Source organism: Actinoplanes palleronii (assembly GCF_016862315.1).
Taxonomy (GTDB): domain Bacteria; phylum Actinomycetota; class Actinomycetes; order Mycobacteriales; family Micromonosporaceae; genus Actinoplanes; species Actinoplanes palleronii.
This window is the reverse complement of sequence record NZ_BOMS01000107.1, coordinates 25,652-42,200: the sequence shown is the minus strand read 5'-3', so window position 1 is coordinate 42,200 and position 16,549 is coordinate 25,652. Positions and strand designations below refer to the sequence as shown.

Sequence of the window (16,549 nt, the reverse complement as noted above, 5' to 3'; positions counted from 1 at the left end):
CGCGGCATGGTTGACGTGAGCCCGCTCGGACAGTTCCTGCGCGCCCGCCGGGCGCAGGTCGACCCGGCCGACACCGGCCTGCTCACCAGCGGGAATCGCCGGGTGCCGGGCCTGCGCCGGGAGGAGGTCGCCGTGCTGGCCGGGGTCAGCGCCGACTACTACGCCCGCCTCGAACAGGGCCGCGAGCGGCACCCCTCGCCGCAGATGCTCGCCGCGATCGCGCGGGTGTTCCGGTTCGACGCGGACACCCGCGGTCACCTGTTCCGGCTGGCCGGGCTCAGCCCGGGCGACGCGCCGGCCACCGCCGGTGACCGGGTGCACCCGGCGCTGCTGACCCTGATGGACGGGTTCCCGCGGGCGGCCGCGTACGTGTTCGGCCGGCGTTCGACGTGCTGGCGGCCAACCCGCTCGGCGCGGCGCTGCTGGCGCCGTTCGGTGAGCGGCCCAGCATGGTGCGGGTGGTCTTCACCGACCCGGGCGCGCCGGCGTTCTTCGACGACTGGCCGGCCGCGGCCGACGCGGTGGTCGACGCGCTGCGCCGCAACTCCGGGCTGTTCCCGGCCGACCCGGACATCCTGGCCGTCCTGGAGGATCTCGCGGATCGCGCCGAGTTCACCGGGCGCTGGGCGCGGCAGGGTGTCGGTGCGCTGCCGCGCACCGACAAGACCTTCCACCATCCCGAGGCGGGCCGGATCGACCTGACCTACCAGACCTTCGACGTACGCGACGCGCCCGGCCAGCAGCTGCAGGTCGGCACGGCCGCGCCCGGCAGCCGCAGCGAGCAGGCCCTGACGTATCTGGGCGCGGTCACCACGCGGGTGCGCGCCGGGTAGCCCGCGGCTCAGGCGTCCTCGACCTCGGCGAAGACGATGCGGACCCCGCCGGTGGCCAGCTCGAAGACCTTGGCGACGAACGTCGCCGCCTGCGGGGTGGTCACCGCCGTGCTGGCCGTGTCGTAGTCGGCGAAGTACAGGTCGAGCAGGCGGTAGGCCGGGGTGGGGCTGCCGTCCTCCTTGGGCCACACCTTCGCGCTCTCCACCCGCCGGATCCCGGGCAGTTTCCTCGCCAGGGTCACCTGCTCGTGGTGGTCGGCCTCGAACGCCTCCGGGTCCTTGGGGTTGTCGTAGATGACGGTGATCTTCGTGGGCATGGTCCTGGACCTTTCTAGTCGCGTTTCCATTCGGCGTTGGTGGGGATCGACTTGTTGGCGATCACGACCTCGATGATCGAGGGACTGCTCGAGTTGGCCAGGGCGCCGGTCATCGCGGTGCGCAGCTCCCCGTACGTGCCGACCTTCCAGCCCTGGCAGCCGAAGACCTCCGCCAGCTTGCTGTAGTTCCACGGGTGCAGGATGCACGACTTGTAGAACGACCGGTTGCTGGCGAAGACCGACGCGTCGGCCAGCCACTGCTCCACGCCGTAGACCCCGTTGTTGATCACGAAGATGATCGGGTTGAGGCCGAAGCGGGTCTGCGTGGACAGGCATTGCGCGCTCATCTGGAACCCGCCGTCCCCGGAGAAGACCATCACCCGCTTGTCGTCGTTGTTGGCCAGGCAGATGCCGGTCGCGGCCGGTCCGATGTAGCCGATCGCCGAGTACGACGACTGGGCGATGAACCCGCCCGCGCTGGGCACCTTGAGCAGCAGGCTGCCGAAGTAGTTCAGGCTGGCGTCGCTGCCCACGATGGTGTACTCGTCGACGTACTGCGGAATGAAGTCGTAGAACCCCTGATAGGTGATCGCGGTGTCGGACGCGGCGACCGGCGCCACGCCGTGCGCCTGCACCTGCGGCCACTTCAGGTTGTCCCGGCTGACCTTGCCGGCCAGCAGCCCGTCGATCAGGTGCTCCAGCGAGACCTGCGGGCTGAAGTAGGTGCCGTACTTGACGGTGTCCAGCGAGACGAAGGCGGTCTTGGTGTAGTCGGTTTCCCAGCCCAGGGTGTTGAGGTCGGTCAGCCAGACACCCAGGGCCAGGATGAAGTCGGCGTCCTCGGCCAGGTCCTTGACCGCCGCCGAGGACGCCTGCCCGTCGAACACCCCGGCGAACAGGGTGTCGTCCTCGTCCAGGACCGCCTTGCTGAGCAGCTCCGAGACGTACGGGATGTTCAGCTGGTGCAGCAGGGTGGACGTCTTCTCGTGCAGGCCGAGGCGGTCGACCTCCACCCCGACCCAGATCAGCGGCTTGCTCGCACTCTCCAGCTTGCGGTTGATCTGCTCGACGGACTGCTCCAGGTTGGCCGGATCGGACATGATCCGGGCCGGCCGCAGGGTGCCCTGCGGCGGCTGGCAGCTCAGGTCGACCATGTCCTCGAGCAGCTCGATGTAGACCGGCCGCTTCTCGCTGATGCACTGGGTCAGCGCATAGTCGATGATCATCGGTGCGAGGTCCGGGTTGTCGACCCGGACCGCCGCGACGGTCAGGTGCTCGAAGGTCTGCAGGTCGGTCTCGCGCCCGCTGATGAAGTGGTGCGAGCTGAAGCCGGTCTGCTCGAACGCGAGCGTGCGCTTGATGCTCGGCGTGCCGTTGATCAGGACGACGGGCACCTTCTCGACGAAGGCGCCCGCGATCGCGTTCACCGCGGACAGCGCGCCCGCGGAGTAGGTGACGCACAGGGCGCCGATGCCGCGGATCCGGGCGTAGCCGTCGGCCGCGAAACCGGCGTTCAGCTCGTTGACCTCTTCGATGACCTCGATCTGGCTCTGCTGGACGTACCGGTTGACCCATTCGATGGAGTAGTCGCCGGCGATCGAGAACAGGTGTCCCAGTCCCAGCTCGCGTAGCCGATCGACCAGGTACCGGCCGACCGTGTAGTCGGTGTTCATGGTTGGCTGCCCTCCGTGCTCGTTCGCCAGTGACGTGACGTTCAGTAGTCCCCCGCGCCGTCGAACAGCCGGGGCAGGTAGATGTCGAAGATGCCCGGGCACCGGCGTTCGGGGTAGCGCTGGATCAGGTAGTCCTGGAAGGACTTGCCGGTCACCCCGTCGGCGATGGCCTGCCCGGCCGCGGCGAGGTACTCGATGTTGCGGGCGACCTCGTTCTTGTCCGCCGGCAGGCCGTGACCCGGCATGAACAGGTCGTAGTCGGCGAGCAGCATCCCGCTCAGCACCCGGATCCACGTGTCGATGTTCTTCGTCAGGTACAGGTGCGTCCCGCTGTAGACCAGGTCCTGGACGAAGTACACCCCCGATTCCGGGAGCCGGATGGTGAGCGCGACGTCGATCTCGGTCTCGGTGACCCGGTCGAACTGGTAGCGGACCCCGTCGATGACGTCCTCGCCCGGCGCCACGGCGTGCTGCGGGACGACGATCCGGGCCGGGGCGAGATCACCGAGCTTCCCGTGGTCCTTGCGGGAGTCCTCGCCGTGCTCCCGGACGAAGTCGATGGTCTCGGGCAGCGCGTGCACGGCGACGTCGGTGAACGCGGTGCCCAGCCCGAACCAGTGGTCGGGGTGGCGGTGCGAGAGGTACACCCGGTCGATCGGCTTGCCGAGGCTGTCCGCGTAGGCGCGGAACTTCGTCGCGTACGGGGCGAGGAACTGCGCGTCGACCAGGACGAGCCGGGTGCGGCTCTCGACGATGTGGGTGGCGTTGGCGATGTTGCCGCCGGTGAACGCCGCGACGAACGTGTGGATGCGCACGTCGCCGGCCTCGCGGACCACCATCACGACGGGTTCCGGTAGCGGGGCGGGCATCAGGAACCTCCGGTGCCGGCCGGGACGGCGGCGAGGTGCTCCCGGAACGTGGCCAGCGCGTCGCGCGCGACGTCGTAGGCGCTGGGGCGGTGCGGCTCGGGGGTGTCCTCGCCGGGGCGCCAGAAGCGCCGGCGCGCCATCCGCATCGAGCTGACGAACGGCGGGACCGCGTTGAACACCTCGATCAGGTACGGGCCGTGGTAGACCGGGGCGAGCTCGCCCAGCATCAGCTCCCACGGGATCCAGCTGTCCCGCACCGCGCCCCGGTCGGGTGCGGAGATGTGCACGTAGAACAGCCGGTTCTGCCGGGTCGCGCGGGCCACGTTGCGTTTGAACACCTCGGGACCCTGGCTCTCCATCAGCACCTGGGCGGTGTCGACGGTGACGCCGCCGGGCAGGCTGCCCGGGGCGTCCTCGACCGTGTCGAGGAAGTCCAGCACCTCGGAGACCATGTTCGGCGGCGGGGTCTCCCAGCTCTTCACCGGTTCGATCGCGAGCCGGACCTGTTTGCGGGAGGCGTACTCGGCCAGCTCCTGGAAGACCGGGCGGGCCGCCTCGTAGCGGGGTGTCATCCACTCCTGCAGGTCGTCGCTCCAGATCTGCTCGCCGAGGTCGGTGAGCGGGAAGACGCCGTACGGGTAGAGGAACGGCCCCGACATGATCGATTCGCCGCCCAGCACCCGGGTGATGTCGACCCGGGACTTGAGGTACGCCAGGGCCTGCCGGCGCTGCTCCTCGTACGGTGAGGTGATGTCGAAGGTCCGGGTGGTGCCGACATTGGTGGTGAACTTCGTGTCCTGCAACCCGGCCTCGTCGAGCGCCTTGCGCAGGTGGACGTAGCTGTTGAGCTCGAGGTGCGGGTCGGCGCCGGCCGGTGGCGGCGCGATGTGCACGTCGAAGCCGTCGTAGCCGATCTCGGTCAGCGCCGTGAGGTGCCCGATCAGGGTCCGGGTGTAGTCGGCGTCGTCCGGGCGCAGATCGGCGGTGAACATGAAGAAGCTGAAGTAGATCTTGGGCATGGTCACCACCCCAGGACATCGGCGAGGTAGGCGCGGGCCTTCATGGCGTACGCCAGCGGGTTTGCCTTGTTCGGGTCCTGCTCGGCCTCCACGACCAGCCAGCCGCGGTAGTCGGCGTCGGCCAGCACCTCGAAGATGGGCCGGAAGTCGATCGCGCCGTCGCCGGGCACGGTGAACACCCCGAGCTCGACACCCTGCTGGAAGGACAGGCCCTGCTCCCGGACCTGGCTGACCACCTCGGGCCGGACGCTCTTCATGTGCACGTGGCCGATCCGGTGCGCATACGCGCGGGCCAGTTCCAGCGGATCGTCGCCGGCGAATGCGGCGTGGCCGGTGTCGAGCAGCAGGAAGACCAGATCCGGATCGGTCGAGGCCATCAGCCGGTCGATGTCGTCGCGGGTCATCACGCCGGTGCCCATGTGATGGTGGTAGCTGAGCTTCATCCCGGCCGAGTTGGCGATCTTGCCGAGGGTGTCCAGGCCCGCTGTGAGGGCGTCCCACTGGGCGTTGCTGAACACCGGGCGGTTGGCGAACACGTCGACCGGCAGCAGGTGCGACGAGGCGCCGAACTCGGCCACCACCAGCTCGTCGCCACCCAGCGCCTTGATCGTCGCCAGGGTCTGCTCGAAGCTGTCGACCGTCTTCTGGTACATCTTGCCGATCGTGAAGTAGGTGCTCGTCCACGGTTCGGAGACGCGCAGCCCGCGCAGGTCGAGGGCGGCCTTGAGCTCGGCCGGATCGGACGGGTACTTGTGCCCGATGCTGCAGCCCTGGAAGCCGGCCAGCGCCATCTCGCTGACCGCCTGACCGAACGGGATGCCGGCGTCGATGGTCGGGAAGTCGTCGTTCCACCACAGGGTGCAGCAGACGCCCAGCCGCACCCGGTCCGGGCCGAGCCGGCCGGCCAGGTCAGTCATCTTCTCGCGCCTTTCAGGTAGCGGTCGTCGATGCGGGGCGGCTCGGCCCAGGACCCGAAGCCGGGTGCCTTCGCGCCGGGCGGGTTCGCCCCGATGGCCCGCCACAACAACCCCTCCTGGTACGAGGCGGCGGTGACGGTGGAGGTCTGTGCCGCGCTCTGCGCCCCGTAGCTGTCGGTCCACTCCGGGGGCAGGCCGTACCAGGTCCCGGCGTACCAGAGCTTGATCACGTTGCGGGCCACCGGGCCCAGGCAGTCGTCGCTGAAGATCCGGTACCGCAGGGCGCGGTCGAAGCCGTCCGGGTCGCCGGCGGACTCGGCCCGGGCCGCCTGGTGCGCGGCGAACAGCGCGGTGACCACGGCGTCGCCGCACGCGCCGCGCAGCTTGGCCAGGTACGGGCTGCCCAGCCCGGTGCCGAGCAGATCGGTCTCGCCGAACGCGGTGAGGTCGACCGAGAGGGCGACGAAGTCGTCGAGCGAGGGCGCGGTCATGACAGCGCTCCGCCGGTGCCGGTCACCTCGAAGGTCGGGCCGGCGTGCAGGCCGTCACTGCCGGGCAGCGGATTGCGGATCAGCCGGTTGACGCTGTCGCGCAGCCGGAACATCCACCAGACGGCGTCCTGCAGCCGGTCCGGCTCCCCGTTGAACGCCCGGGTCAGCAGCGTGAGGAACGCGCCGTAGTCGGTGTTGAACGCCGCCGCGGCGGCGGCCAGTTCGGAGCCGGGCGGATAGTCGGCGAGCTTCGGGCTCACCTTGACCTTCCAGACCTCGTCCCAGTCGATGTCGAGCTCCGGGCCCGACGGCGCGTCGGCCTTGTCACCCTTCTGGTAGTAGCGGCCGAACTGCAGTTGCCGGAACCGGTAGTAGTGGGCCAGTTCGCCCTCGGCGTCGTAGACACCGGTGTCCAGCCCCTCGCCCTGCTCGGAGATGAGCTGCAGGGCCCGGCAGGCCGACGCGAGGTCGTGCACTTCGATGATCATGCCGCCGCCGGAGTAGAACTGCTCCGGCCCGACCTGGCGCGACTCGTCGCCGCTGAACAGCTTCGGGTCCTCCGCGGCCAGCCGCTGGAGCCCCTCCATGATTTCCTCGTAGAACTCGCCGATGCTGTAGAACCGGATACCGCTCGCCGTCGGGCTCCCCACCAGCAGGGACTCCTCGGGGCGGACCGCCATCAGGCGGGCCTGCGGGTCCGGCGCCTTCCGCGGGCGTTCGATCTTGCAGAACGTCTCCACCGCCTCGGGCGAGAACGGCCGCAGGTCCACGGTGAAGTCGTCCTCGCCGTCCGGCAGGTAGGCCGGGTAGGACGGCACGAAACCCGGGCGGGTCAGGTCGGGACTGCCGCCGACGGCGTTCATGACGTTGGCGACCAGGGTCAGGTGCAGCATCTCCTCGACCGCGGTGACCCGGATGATGTGGGCCGCGTCGGAGTTGGTGGTGGAGTGGATCGAGTAGTAGGCGGTCAGGTAGACCGGGATCGTGGCGTGCTCCAGCGCCAGTGCGGCGTCGAGGTATCTGATCAGGTCATCCCGGCTGTTGATGGTCGGGTCGGTCACCGGCCTGCCTCCTCGCGGTGAGACGGCGCGCCCGCGGTGGCCAGCTGGACGGGCGCCTGCTCGCGGTCGAGCTGGGTGAGCATGGCCCGGGCGCTGCGCCGGCAGAGCGCGGCGATGGTGAGGGTGATGTTGGAGGTGCCGACGGTCGGGAAGCTGCCGCCGCCGACCAGGAACAGGTTCTGGTGGTCCCACGAGCGCTGGTCGGCGTCGACGACCGAGGTCGACGGGTCGGAGCCCATCATGTGCGTACCGGCCAGGTGGTTGCCGCCGCGGATCTCATAACCCTGACCTTCGTACGTGGCGTAGCCCCAGAAGTTCGGGTCGTAGTCGGTGTGGTCCTCGGCGCCGAGCCGGGCGAAGATCCGCTTGGAGAGCTGCCGGGCGTAGGCGACACCGCGCATGGTGTAGTCCGGGATGGCGTACGTGAGGATCGGCCGCATGTTGCCGAGCCGGTCGGTGTACGACGGGTCGACGGTGATCCGGTTGCTCGGGCTGGCCGGCACCTCGACCATGAACGCCAGCAGCAGCTGGTGCGAGACCCGGTCGACCAGACCCTGCCGCAGGCTCTCGCCGTAGCGGCCGCCGTTGTCGACCAGGTCCAGCAGGTCGGTCATCGGCGCGCCGCGCGACCAGCCCCAGCCGTCGTTGTGGATGTCGACGGCGAACGCGGCCTGGTTGCGCCGGAACCGGCCGCCGCGCAGGTCCGAGATGCCGCCGGTGCAGTTCGTGCCGCGGAACGTGCCGGCCACCTCCGGGAGCAGCCCCCAGGTCAGCAGGTACGCGTGGTCCATGAAGTTGCGCCCCATCAGGCCGCTGGAACCGCGCAGGCCGGACGCGAGCATCAGCCGCGGGTTCTCGACCGCGTTGGTGGCCAGCACGTACAGCCGGCCCCGGGCCCGTACCGTGGTGAAGGCCTTGCTGTCCGGTCGCTTGTAGCGGCGGTACTCGATCTCCTGGACCCGGCCGGTCTCCGGGTCGACGTGCACCCGGTACGCCACGGCCTGGGCGATCAGGTCCACCCGCCCGCTCTCCAGCGCGACGGTGAGCGTCTTGCCGGCGTGGTACTTGGCCTGCACCGGGCAGATCGGCACGCAGTTGTTGTTGCCCTGGCAGCGCTCACCGACCTCGACCTGATAGGTGCTCACCGCCCCCTGCGGGACGAAGCCGTTGCCGCCGTCGTACGCCGGGTTCGGTATCCCGTTTCGGCCCTGCGGGAACGGCCGGACCCGCAGCCGGGTCTGCTCGCCGTCGAGCTCGACCGGCATCCCGTCGACGTCCTTGGCCACCATCCGGTCGAGGTAGGACAGCGGCAGGCCCTTCATCGGATAGACGTAGCGCTCGTCGAAGGTGATGCCGAGGAACGACTGGTCCTCGACGTCGGCCGACACGCCGATCACCCGTTCCGCCTCGGCGTAGTACGGGGCGAGGTCCTCGTAGCTGAGCGGCCAGTCGACGCCCTCGCCGTACAGGGTGCGCATCCGGAAGTCGTCGGGCAGCATCCGCGGCGTCTTGCCCTCCCAGTGCATGGTGGTGCCGCCGAGCACCCGGGTGTAGGTGGTGTCGCTGGCCAGCGGCCCGCTCTGCACGAGGTAGGCCGACGTGTCCGGCGCGCCGGGAGCGATCCGGCGGGTGTCGGTGCCCCGGGGCATCGGCGCGGCCAGCGACGCCGGGTACGGGGCCTGGTTGTCCTTGCTCGTCGAGGAGTAGAACCGGTCCAGGTAGCTCTCGTAGCCGCGCAGGGTGAGGTCCTCGGCCGGCCCGGCCTCCAGGATCAGCACCCGTTTGCCCGCCTCGCTCAGCTGGGCGGCGATGATCGACCCCGCGATGCCGGCGCCGACGATGACCACGTCGTAGAGGACTTCGGCGGCGGCGTCCTTGTCGGTGCGCTCGGTCGCGCCCTGCGGGAATTTCACGAACATGAGGCAGTCACCCCTTCTGACCGGTCCGCGCGACGCGGGGCCCGTGCGACGGGACCCGCGTGGCGGACTGTTTGGTGATCACACCGCGGTGGCGCGGGCCCGCAGCGCGGACAGGTAGGAGGCGTAGCTCCAGGTCAGGTTGTTGACGCTGCGCTCGTAGCCGGTCGTGCCGTCGAACTGCTCGGACAGCGCGAAGTCGTCGCTGTGGTAGATGACGGCCTGCACCATCGCGTCACCGGTGGCGACCAGGGCACGGGCCGCGGCGTCGGCGGGTGTCGACGCGTCGACGCCGGACTGGGCGAAGAACGGACGCGACAACTCGTCGAAGGGCAGCGGGGTGCCCGCCTTGATCTCGGAGGCCAGCGTGTAGTGCAGCTCGGCGACGTTGCAGGTGGTCAACGCCCACGGGTGCCCGCCCGGCTTCGGGTGGCTGGTGTCGCCGTCGTAGGTGTCGGCGGGGTAGCGGCCGAACAGCGGGCCGAGGCCCAGCTCCTTGTCGGTCTTGTTGACCGGGTAGAACGCGCTGCCGCCCTCCTCCCACTGTGCCCGCAGCTGCGCGGCGGTGGCCAGCATCTTCGTGTCGGTGCAGGGCACCGCGCCGTACACGGACGCCTGGACGATGTCGATGTTCGGGTCGTAGCCGTACATCACCGGGTGCCGCGGTGACGGCGCGCCACCGTCGCCGGGGATGGTCATCATGCTGATGTAGATGTTGCCGTCCCAGTGGCTGTCGAGGGCCTGGCGCAGCCACTCGATGGCCGGCTGGATCCCGTTCGGCTTCTCGACCCCGGCGACCGAGGTGGCCAGCACCGTCTCGAAGCAGCGCAGCTGGGCGGAGCGGGCGAAGAAGCTGTAGCCGATGTGCTCCTCCCACAGGTTCGTGGTGGGGTCCTTGTACGTGGCGAGCAGGAACTCCACGTTCGCGTTGACCAGCGCCACCGCGGTCTTCTGGGTGCCGGGGTCCAGCCGGTCGAACGCGGCCAGCAGAGTGATCGACTGCAGGGCCGGTCCGTCGTTCTGCTCGGTCCACGGCCGCGGCTCGCCGGCGATGGTGAAGCACGCGTGGCCCTTGGTCGGGCGCGCGTTGGCGAAGCACAGGTCGGCGAACTCGACGTACTCGTTGAGCGTCTGGTCGGACAGCCCCAGGTGGGTCGGCATCTCGGCCTTGACCACCTCCATCGCGGTGATGGCGCCGTCGCGGACCCAGTTGAAGACGTAGTTCTCGTCGACCCGGGGCGTGTTGGCCGGGAACGACGGAGCGGCGATGATGCAGCCCGGCTTGGAGTCCTTGGAGTAGTCCCCGGGCGTCTGCGGATCGCTGAACGTGAATCCGTAGCTGGCGATGTTGCGGGACATCAGCGCGTACATCAGCGGCACGAGCGACGGCAGGTCGATGGACCCGGGCGCGATCGAGTTCTGCACGCGGGCCTGCGGCTGGAAGATGGCTTCCGAACGGTTGGTACGGGCGGGCATTGTCGCATTGGTGGCGGGATCGGACATTCTCTGCACGCCTTTCGTATTTCGGGCGCACTGATATGTCACCGGGTTGCGAGAGAGCACCGGTGGTCATCTGATGCGCGAGTTATGGGTGTACGAAACGGGCGGGGCGTAATCCGGGCCGAAGCTGACAATGAATGGCGGCGCCCGGGTGTGCGGCAGGCGTCCCCGCACCTCGGGCAGATGGAACAGCGGCGGCCGGCACGCCGCCGCTGATTCTCCGCGCGTGTTCAAAAGGAAACGTACAGCTCTTTCAAACCTTTGAAACCGACAAATCGAGGACAGTTTCTTTCGTCCTTTGCAAGACCTCGTCTTCTGTCACCGTGATCCGTCTTTCGCCGTGGAGATCGGACCGGACTACGGCAGTGATCCCGGATCCAGGGCGGCGCGCTTGACGTTTTCGGACAGCCGTTTGCAGGACAGATTCGGCGACGCGTAGCCGCGGCGCTCGATCACCCAGAGCAGCGGCCGTCTGCCGGACGGCTGGACCCGGTTCAGGTGGCAGAGTTCCCGATACCGGATCCCGGCGGTCGGTATCCGGCGCAACCGGCGGTCGCCGGCGGTCACCACGGTGGTCCACGGTTCCGCGTCGCTGAGCACGTGACCGACGATCTGCCGGCACCCGGGCGCGTCGAGCAGGGTCACCGGGCGGCCGGCGAAATCCGTGGCGCCGATCGTCATGGCGCACCGGGGGCCCTGCTCGTAGACGACGACCTCGACCGGGAGCCAGAGGTTCGTCATCGTCTGCAGCAGGATGGCCAGCACCATGATCAGGAAGGTGGGCAGGACCATCCGAAACGTGATCAGACGGCGCCAGTGTCGCGCCGCCGCCTGCCGGACCGCCACGGCGGCGCGCGGCCGGGCGGGCGCCGGTTTGCGCAGCATCAGCAGCGCGTCGCCCGCGGTCGACAGGGCGAACAGGCCCAGCATGATCCCGGCGACGATCAGCGTCTCCTGCCAGAGGTACGGCCACGGCGACGCGCCGACCGCGACCACCGCCACCCCGAGCGCCAGCATGATCATGGTCGGGGGACCGCCGGTGCGCCACTGGTGCAGGGCGTAGACCAGCAGCGCCAGCGCCAGCAGCGGGAAGAGCTGGTAGCTGTAGGACACCATCGACCCGAGGAACACGTTGATCGGGGCGGTGGTGAGCAGCGCCGCCGCGGTGGTCAGCGAGAAGTACGCCGCGGCATAGGCCTTGAGCATGGTGAACGCGATGAGCGCGACGGCGCCGTAGGTGGCGGCGTGCTGCAGATCGGGCAGGCCGCCGCCCGGCCGGCCGGCGTGGTGCTGTTCCGGTTCGCGCTCCGGTCCCATCTCGACCACCGCCGATGCGTCAGGCCGGCATCCACGCTACCGGCGCGCACCTTGCCGGAACAGGGCCGGCCCGTCTTTCAGGACTCGTAGCGGAACCGGGAGACGAGGGTGTGCAGGTCGCTGGACATCCGGGCCAGCTCCGCGGTGGCCTGCTGTGCCTGGCCGACGCCGTCGGTGGTGTGCTGGGCGGCCAGCGCGACGGTGGTGACGTTCGCGGCGATGCCCTCGGTGCTGATCGCCGTGTCGGCGATGCTGCGGCGGCGGCCAGCGACGTCGCCGACCCGTCGATGGTGCGCATCGCGGTGCCCAGCGCGCTCAGGCTCTGCCGCAGCGCGGTGGCCATCGCGGCGATCTCGTCGCGGCCGGTGACGATCACCGGCGAGGCCAGGTCACCGTCGGCCAGCAGGACCAGCCGCCGCCGGACGCTGTCGACCGGCCGGGTCACCGACCGCGTGACGACCAGGGCCAGCCCGGCGGCGATCAGCGCCGCCACCGTCCCGGCACTCCAGATCAGGGCGTCCCCGGTGCGCTGCGCCGCGGTGGCGCTGCTGCGTGCGGCGGCGAAGTCGGTGCCGGCGGCTGCCGCGACCGTGTCCAGGTGCGTACCGATCTGCTGGAAGATCTCGATCTCCTGGCCGATCACGAGCACGTTCGCCGCGGTGCGCGCCGCCGTGGTGTCCCGTCGGTACAGCTCGGCGATCTGCGTGTCGACGGTCAGGAACTGCGCGGCCAGCGTCGCGATGCTCTCCAGCTCGGTGCGCGTCGCCGTGCTCGTGGCGCTCGTGGTCGCGGTGGCCACCGTCGTCTGGAACGTCCGGATCGAGGTGAGGAACGCCGCGCGCGACGCCCCGGTGTCCTGCGCGGCGTCCGCGACCCCGCGCAGGGCGTCGAACGCGTACGCGGTCTGCCAGCCGTTGAAATCGGCGGACGAGAACTTCGCGTCCTTCAGCAACTCGACGAACTGCTGGGTCTGCTCCATCCGGCTGGCCGCGGCGCCCTGCCGCGCCGCGGTGAGGATCGCGGTCGCCATCACGACGAGCAGCAGCACGATGACAGTGGCGAAGGCAGTGGCCAGGCGTGCACCGAGTCGCAGCCGGTTCAGGAGGGTCACTGTCGCACTGTCGGCGGACCCCGCCGACACCTGATGGCCGTTGCGTAGTTGTCAGGGAGCAAAGGCCGCGGAGCGCTGGAGGGCGCCGCCCCGCAGCGCTTGCCTGGACCAAACGGTCCGGCGAGGCGTCAACGCGACGAGCATCGACGACATCCTGCTCGCCACCGGCACCAGCAAGTCGCAGCTGTACTCGCACTTCGGCGACCGGGAACGGCTGGTCCGTGCCGTGGTCCGCTTCCGCGGCGACGTGGTGCTCGACCGCGAACACGGCCGGCTGCAGCGGCTGAGGACGTTCTCCGGGCTGGTGCGCTGGCGGGACGCGCTGGTCGAGGCGAACAAGCTCAACGGCGGGGCCTTCGGCTGCGGGCTCGGCTCGATGGCCGCCGAACTCGCTGATCAGGACGAGGAGTCCCGGGTCGCCCTCGCCGAGACGTTCGCTCGCTGGCAGCAGCTGCTGTCCGACGGCTTCGTCCGGATGCAGAAGAGCAACCTGCTGCGCGACGACGCCGACCCCGAGACGTTGGCGACGTTCCTCATGGCGGCGCTGCAAGGTGGCTACCTGCTGGCCGACGCCGCACACAGCGTCGCGCCGATGGCCGTCGCGCTCGACATGGCGTTGGACCAGGTCAGGTCGTACCTGGTGACCACCCCGGCGCCATGAACTCGCCGCTGCCGGCCGGGACGCCCCACGCGCGGGACGTCCCGGCCGGCACAAGAGCTCAGCGCGCGGTGTTGAGCGCGATCACCTTGGCGATCAGGCCGTTGCCCGGGAAGTCGAGCATCAGCATGCCGGTGCGGACCACCGGGGTGTGCACCTCCGGGCCCTCGTTCAGGTAGGTGAGCAGGAACGGGTTCACGCCCTGCACACCGAACGCGCCGCCGGCCACCTGCTGGGGCTGGGCGAAGATGCTGGCACCGCTGGCGAAGTTGACGTACATGGTGCTGCGGTCGGCGGCGCTGGTGACGTCCAGGAAACGGCGGACCTGGTCGCGTTTGGTGGGGATCGCGCCGACGCTGGAGACCGTGTACTCGTCCTGGACGTAGGTGGACGAGCCGTCGTGCCAGCCGGCGAACTGGGCCAGGCCGTAGTGCTCGATCACGCCGCCGCGGGGTCCGTTCAGGACGGCCAGCACCACCTTGCCGCGGACGGTGGCCAGCGCCGGGGTCGCGGCGCCGGTCGCGCGGGTCACCGACGGCTGCCAGAACAGGTTCGGGTACCGGGCCGTGTAGCTGTCGAAGATGTCGGCGAAACCGGCCTGGCCGGACACGTCGGTGCACGAGCCGAGCTCACCGGTGCACTCTTGCTTGAGCCGCAGCACCACGGTCTCGCCCGGGTGCGCGGCCAGGAACGCGCCGAGCTTGCCGAGCACGTCGTCGAAGTTCGCGTTCTGGTACGTCGCGCCGTGGTGGATCGTGAACGTGTTGCCGGTGTTCACCCGCGCCCGGATGTCGATCATCCGGATGCCCGCGGTGAGCTGCCGGGCCAGGGTGCCGCCGCTGTCGCCGAAGTCCTCCTGGGTCTGGGTGAGGATGCCGCCGTGCGTGGACATGGTCTCGTGGGTGCCGGGGATGGAGAGCGCGGCCAGACTCGTCGCGCCGGGCAGCGGCGCCATCCAGTCGGGGTTGGTCGCGGCGCTCAGCGTGCGATACGACGCGTCGGCGGCGAGCGTGGGCCGTGGGGTGACGGCGAGGGCGGTGAGAACGCAGAGCGCGACAGCGAGGGAGCGTTTCATGCGAGTGATTCTCATCTATGCCCGGCGTTCTGGTGAAGACTCGACACTTGAAGATCATCTTTTCGCCATGTGGGGGTCGCTCAGGGTGACGGGGGTGTGCATACGGTCGGTTGCCATGAGTGCGTTGCCCCGCTGGGCCGACCCCGCCGTACCGGAAAAGGAATTGGATCCGCAGGGTCTGAGCCGTCGCGGCATGCTGCGCCGCGCGGGGTTGTTCGGAACGGCCTTCGCCGCGGCCGCGACCCTGCCCGAAGCGGCCCCCGCGGCCGCGAGTGAGAGCGACGACGAGCAGGATCTCGTCTACCTGGTCGGCGACCACCACGTGCACACCCAGTACAGCCACGACGCGAAGTACACCCTGGCCCAGGCGGCCCGGCGCGGCGCGCAGTACGGCCTGGACTGGATGGTCTGCACCGAGCACAGCAACCTCGGTCACGACACCACCGGCGCCGCCCTCGAGCACGCGGACATCCTCGCGGCCCGTGCCGAGAACCCGCGCCTGCTGATCTTCCAGGGGCTGGAGTGGTACATCCCGGGCGCCGAGCACGCCACCGTGTTCACCCCGCCCGGCGAGCACGAGGTCGAGGTGCTGCGGCAGTTCGAGCGGTCGTACGACGGCAAACTGCTCGCCCGCACCGAAGGCACCGCCGCGAACGAGGCCCTGGCCGTCGCCGCGATCCGCTGGCTCGCCGCGCAGAAGGCCGCCGGGTACGTCGACGACGCCCTGATCCTGGCGAACCACCCGTCCCGGCTGGGCATCGACTCCCCGCACGAGCTGCGCGCCTGGCGCGACGCCGCCCCGGACCTCGTGATCGGCATGGAGGGCGCTCCCGGCGCACAGGGCGCGGCCCTGCCCGGCCTGCGCGGCGCCACCAGCGTCCGCGGCGAGTACGAGAACAAGCCGTCCGCCCAGTCCCACCCCGGCTACCCGGCCGAGGCGTACCTGACCTACGGCGGCTTCGACTGGATGACCGCCACCGTCGGCGGACTGTGGGACGCGCTGCTCGCCGAGGGCCGGCTGTTCTCGATCACCAGCAATTCGGACAACCACCGCACGGTGCGCGACACGCTGCGCAACGGCGACTACCCGCCAGGCGCCACGTTCGACAGTCTCGGCCACGTGCCCGACCCGGTGGAGACCGGTGCGGCCCAGCCGGGCAGTGACTTCTGGCCGGGGCAATTTAGTCGTACCCATGTGGGGGTGAAAAGGTTCGGCTACCGCGAGGTGATGGACGGTCTGCGGGCCGGCCGGGTCTGGGTCGACCACGGTCAGCTCGTCGACGGCCTGGACGTGCGGCTGACCTCCTCGCACGGTCGCTCGGCGACCCTCGGCGGGCGGCTCCGGGTCCGGCGCGGTGACCGGATCACGCTGACCGTCACGGTGGCCGGCGCGTCACGGCCGAACTTCCTCGGCACGCTGCCCCGGCTCGCCCACCTCGACGTGATCCGCGGCGCGGTCACCGGCCGCCCGGCCGACCCCGACACGTGGCGGGCGCCGCAGACCCGGGTGGTGGAGAGCGTCGACGTCAGCCGGCGCACCGGCGAGTACACGGTGCGGATCCCGCTCGGGGCGGTCACCGCGCCCGGCTACGTGCGGGTGCGCGGCTCGGACGGCAAGCGGCACGGCGCCGGCCTGCTCGGCGCCCGCGTCGACCCGCACGGGCCGATCGCACACCCGCCGGGCGACGGCGATCCGTGGCTGGACACCTGGCTCTACACCAACCCGATCTTCATCGAGGTGGCGTGACAGTGGTGTGGCAGTGGCCACGAAATCGGCAATGGGCCACCACAT

At 70.0% G+C, this 16,549-nt stretch carries 15 protein-coding genes and 1 pseudogene; 4 read left to right on the top strand and 12 right to left on the bottom strand.

Features of this window, described 5'->3' with window-relative positions; translation table 11 throughout:
- Positions 1-6: 6 nt before the first annotated feature.
- Together Apa02nite_RS51320 and Apa02nite_RS51315 are read left to right on the top strand one after the other, a co-directional pair.
- Positions 7-249, top strand: a pseudogene (locus Apa02nite_RS51320) (helix-turn-helix domain-containing protein); the annotation flags it as partial.
- 140 nt (positions 250-389) lie between these two features.
- Positions 390-833, top strand: a complete 444-nt coding sequence (locus Apa02nite_RS51315) for an MmyB family transcriptional regulator (protein ID WP_239164736.1) — start codon at positions 390-392, stop codon at positions 831-833.
- Between the two features lie 8 nt (positions 834-841).
- On the opposite strand, the gene Apa02nite_RS33365 is transcribed toward Apa02nite_RS51315, so the two are convergent.
- From Apa02nite_RS33365 to Apa02nite_RS33315, 11 genes are all read right to left on the bottom strand, one after another.
- Positions 842-1,150, bottom strand: coding sequence for an EthD family reductase (locus Apa02nite_RS33365; RefSeq protein ID WP_203828595.1), 309 nt, complete (start codon positions 1,148-1,150; stop codon positions 842-844).
- 14 nt (positions 1,151-1,164) lie between these two features.
- Positions 1,165-2,823, bottom strand: a complete 1,659-nt coding sequence (locus Apa02nite_RS33360; RefSeq protein WP_203828594.1) for an alpha-keto acid decarboxylase family protein — start codon at positions 2,821-2,823, stop codon at positions 1,165-1,167.
- Between the two features lie 41 nt (positions 2,824-2,864).
- Positions 2,865-3,692 carry an MBL fold metallo-hydrolase gene (locus Apa02nite_RS33355; RefSeq protein WP_203828593.1) on the bottom strand — a complete coding sequence of 276 codons (828 nt, stop codon included), beginning with the start codon at positions 3,690-3,692 and terminating at the stop codon, positions 2,865-2,867.
- Positions 3,692-4,711 carry a sugar phosphate isomerase/epimerase family protein gene (locus tag Apa02nite_RS33350; RefSeq protein WP_203828592.1) on the bottom strand — a complete coding sequence of 340 codons (1,020 nt, stop codon included), beginning with the start codon at positions 4,709-4,711 and terminating at the stop codon, positions 3,692-3,694. Before Apa02nite_RS33350 ends, Apa02nite_RS33355 begins: the two co-directional genes overlap by 1 nt.
- A gap of 2 nt (positions 4,712-4,713) precedes the next feature.
- The gene (gene iolE / locus Apa02nite_RS33345) at positions 4,714-5,628 is read right to left on the bottom strand and encodes a myo-inosose-2 dehydratase (RefSeq protein ID WP_067697351.1); all 915 of its coding nucleotides are present in this window, start codon (positions 5,626-5,628) and stop codon (positions 4,714-4,716) included.
- Positions 5,625-6,119 carry a hypothetical protein gene (locus tag Apa02nite_RS33340; RefSeq protein ID WP_203828591.1) on the bottom strand — a complete coding sequence of 165 codons (495 nt, stop codon included), beginning with the start codon at positions 6,117-6,119 and terminating at the stop codon, positions 5,625-5,627. Before Apa02nite_RS33340 ends, iolE begins: the two co-directional genes overlap by 4 nt.
- On the bottom strand, positions 6,116-7,180 hold the full coding sequence (locus Apa02nite_RS33335) for a ferritin-like domain-containing protein (protein ID WP_203828590.1): 1,065 nt from the start codon (positions 7,178-7,180) through the stop codon (positions 6,116-6,118). Before Apa02nite_RS33335 ends, Apa02nite_RS33340 begins: the two co-directional genes overlap by 4 nt.
- Entirely contained in the window at positions 7,177-9,099 is a 1,923-nt protein-coding gene (locus Apa02nite_RS33330) for a GMC family oxidoreductase (protein WP_203828589.1), read from the bottom strand. The genes Apa02nite_RS33335 and Apa02nite_RS33330 overlap by 4 nt, the downstream gene beginning before the upstream one ends.
- A gap of 78 nt (positions 9,100-9,177) precedes the next feature.
- Positions 9,178-10,572, bottom strand: a complete 1,395-nt coding sequence (locus Apa02nite_RS33325) for a glycoside hydrolase family 15 protein (RefSeq protein ID WP_203828588.1) — start codon at positions 10,570-10,572, stop codon at positions 9,178-9,180.
- 381 nt (positions 10,573-10,953) lie between these two features.
- Complete coding sequence (locus tag Apa02nite_RS33320) at positions 10,954-11,913, bottom strand: hypothetical protein (RefSeq protein ID WP_203828587.1); 960 nt, start codon at positions 11,911-11,913, stop codon at positions 10,954-10,956.
- A gap of 19 nt (positions 11,914-11,932) precedes the next feature.
- Positions 11,933-13,024 (bottom strand): HAMP domain-containing protein, encoded by a 1,092-nt coding sequence (locus Apa02nite_RS33315; protein WP_203828586.1) that lies wholly within the window; start codon positions 13,022-13,024, stop codon positions 11,933-11,935.
- Between the two features lie 40 nt (positions 13,025-13,064).
- Here Apa02nite_RS33315 and Apa02nite_RS33310 point away from each other — a divergent pair, with 40 nt between their 5' ends.
- Entirely contained in the window at positions 13,065-13,685 is a 621-nt protein-coding gene (locus tag Apa02nite_RS33310; RefSeq protein WP_203828585.1) for a TetR/AcrR family transcriptional regulator, read from the top strand.
- Between the two features lie 58 nt (positions 13,686-13,743).
- Here the strand turns inward: Apa02nite_RS33310 and Apa02nite_RS33305 are convergent, their stop codons facing one another.
- Positions 13,744-14,757: a phosphatidylinositol-specific phospholipase C gene (locus tag Apa02nite_RS33305; protein WP_203828584.1), complete on the bottom strand. Its 1,014-nt coding sequence runs from the start codon at positions 14,755-14,757 to the stop codon at positions 13,744-13,746.
- 115 nt (positions 14,758-14,872) lie between these two features.
- Here Apa02nite_RS33305 and Apa02nite_RS33300 point away from each other — a divergent pair, with 115 nt between their 5' ends.
- The gene (locus tag Apa02nite_RS33300) at positions 14,873-16,504 is read left to right on the top strand and encodes a PHP domain-containing protein (protein ID WP_203828583.1); all 1,632 of its coding nucleotides are present in this window, start codon (positions 14,873-14,875) and stop codon (positions 16,502-16,504) included.
- Positions 16,505-16,549: the final 45 nt, after the last annotated feature.

Coding starts and splice junctions, on each gene's coding strand:
- Apa02nite_RS33340 (WP_203828591.1), bottom strand. CDS start 6,119: ATGACCGCGCCCTCGCTCGACGACTTCGTCGCCCTCTCGGTCGACCTC.
- iolE (WP_067697351.1), bottom strand. CDS start 5,628: ATGACTGACCTGGCCGGCCGGCTCGGCCCGGACCGGGTGCGGCTGGGC.
- Apa02nite_RS33330 (WP_203828589.1), bottom strand. CDS start 9,099: ATGTTCGTGAAATTCCCGCAGGGCGCGACCGAGCGCACCGACAAGGAC.
- Apa02nite_RS33350 (WP_203828592.1), bottom strand. CDS start 4,711: ATGCCCAAGATCTACTTCAGCTTCTTCATGTTCACCGCCGATCTGCGC.
- Apa02nite_RS33360 (WP_203828594.1), bottom strand. CDS start 2,823: ATGAACACCGACTACACGGTCGGCCGGTACCTGGTCGATCGGCTACGC.
- Apa02nite_RS33365 (WP_203828595.1), bottom strand. CDS start 1,150: ATGCCCACGAAGATCACCGTCATCTACGACAACCCCAAGGACCCGGAG.
- Apa02nite_RS33325 (WP_203828588.1), bottom strand. CDS start 10,572: ATGCCCGCCCGTACCAACCGTTCGGAAGCCATCTTCCAGCCGCAGGCC.
- Apa02nite_RS33305 (WP_203828584.1), bottom strand. CDS start 14,757: ATGAAACGCTCCCTCGCTGTCGCGCTCTGCGTTCTCACCGCCCTCGCC.
- Apa02nite_RS33355 (WP_203828593.1), bottom strand. CDS start 3,692: ATGCCCGCCCCGCTACCGGAACCCGTCGTGATGGTGGTCCGCGAGGCC.
- Apa02nite_RS33300 (WP_203828583.1), top strand. CDS start 14,873: ATGAGTGCGTTGCCCCGCTGGGCCGACCCCGCCGTACCGGAAAAGGAA.
- Apa02nite_RS33320 (WP_203828587.1), bottom strand. CDS start 11,913: ATGGGACCGGAGCGCGAACCGGAACAGCACCACGCCGGCCGGCCGGGC.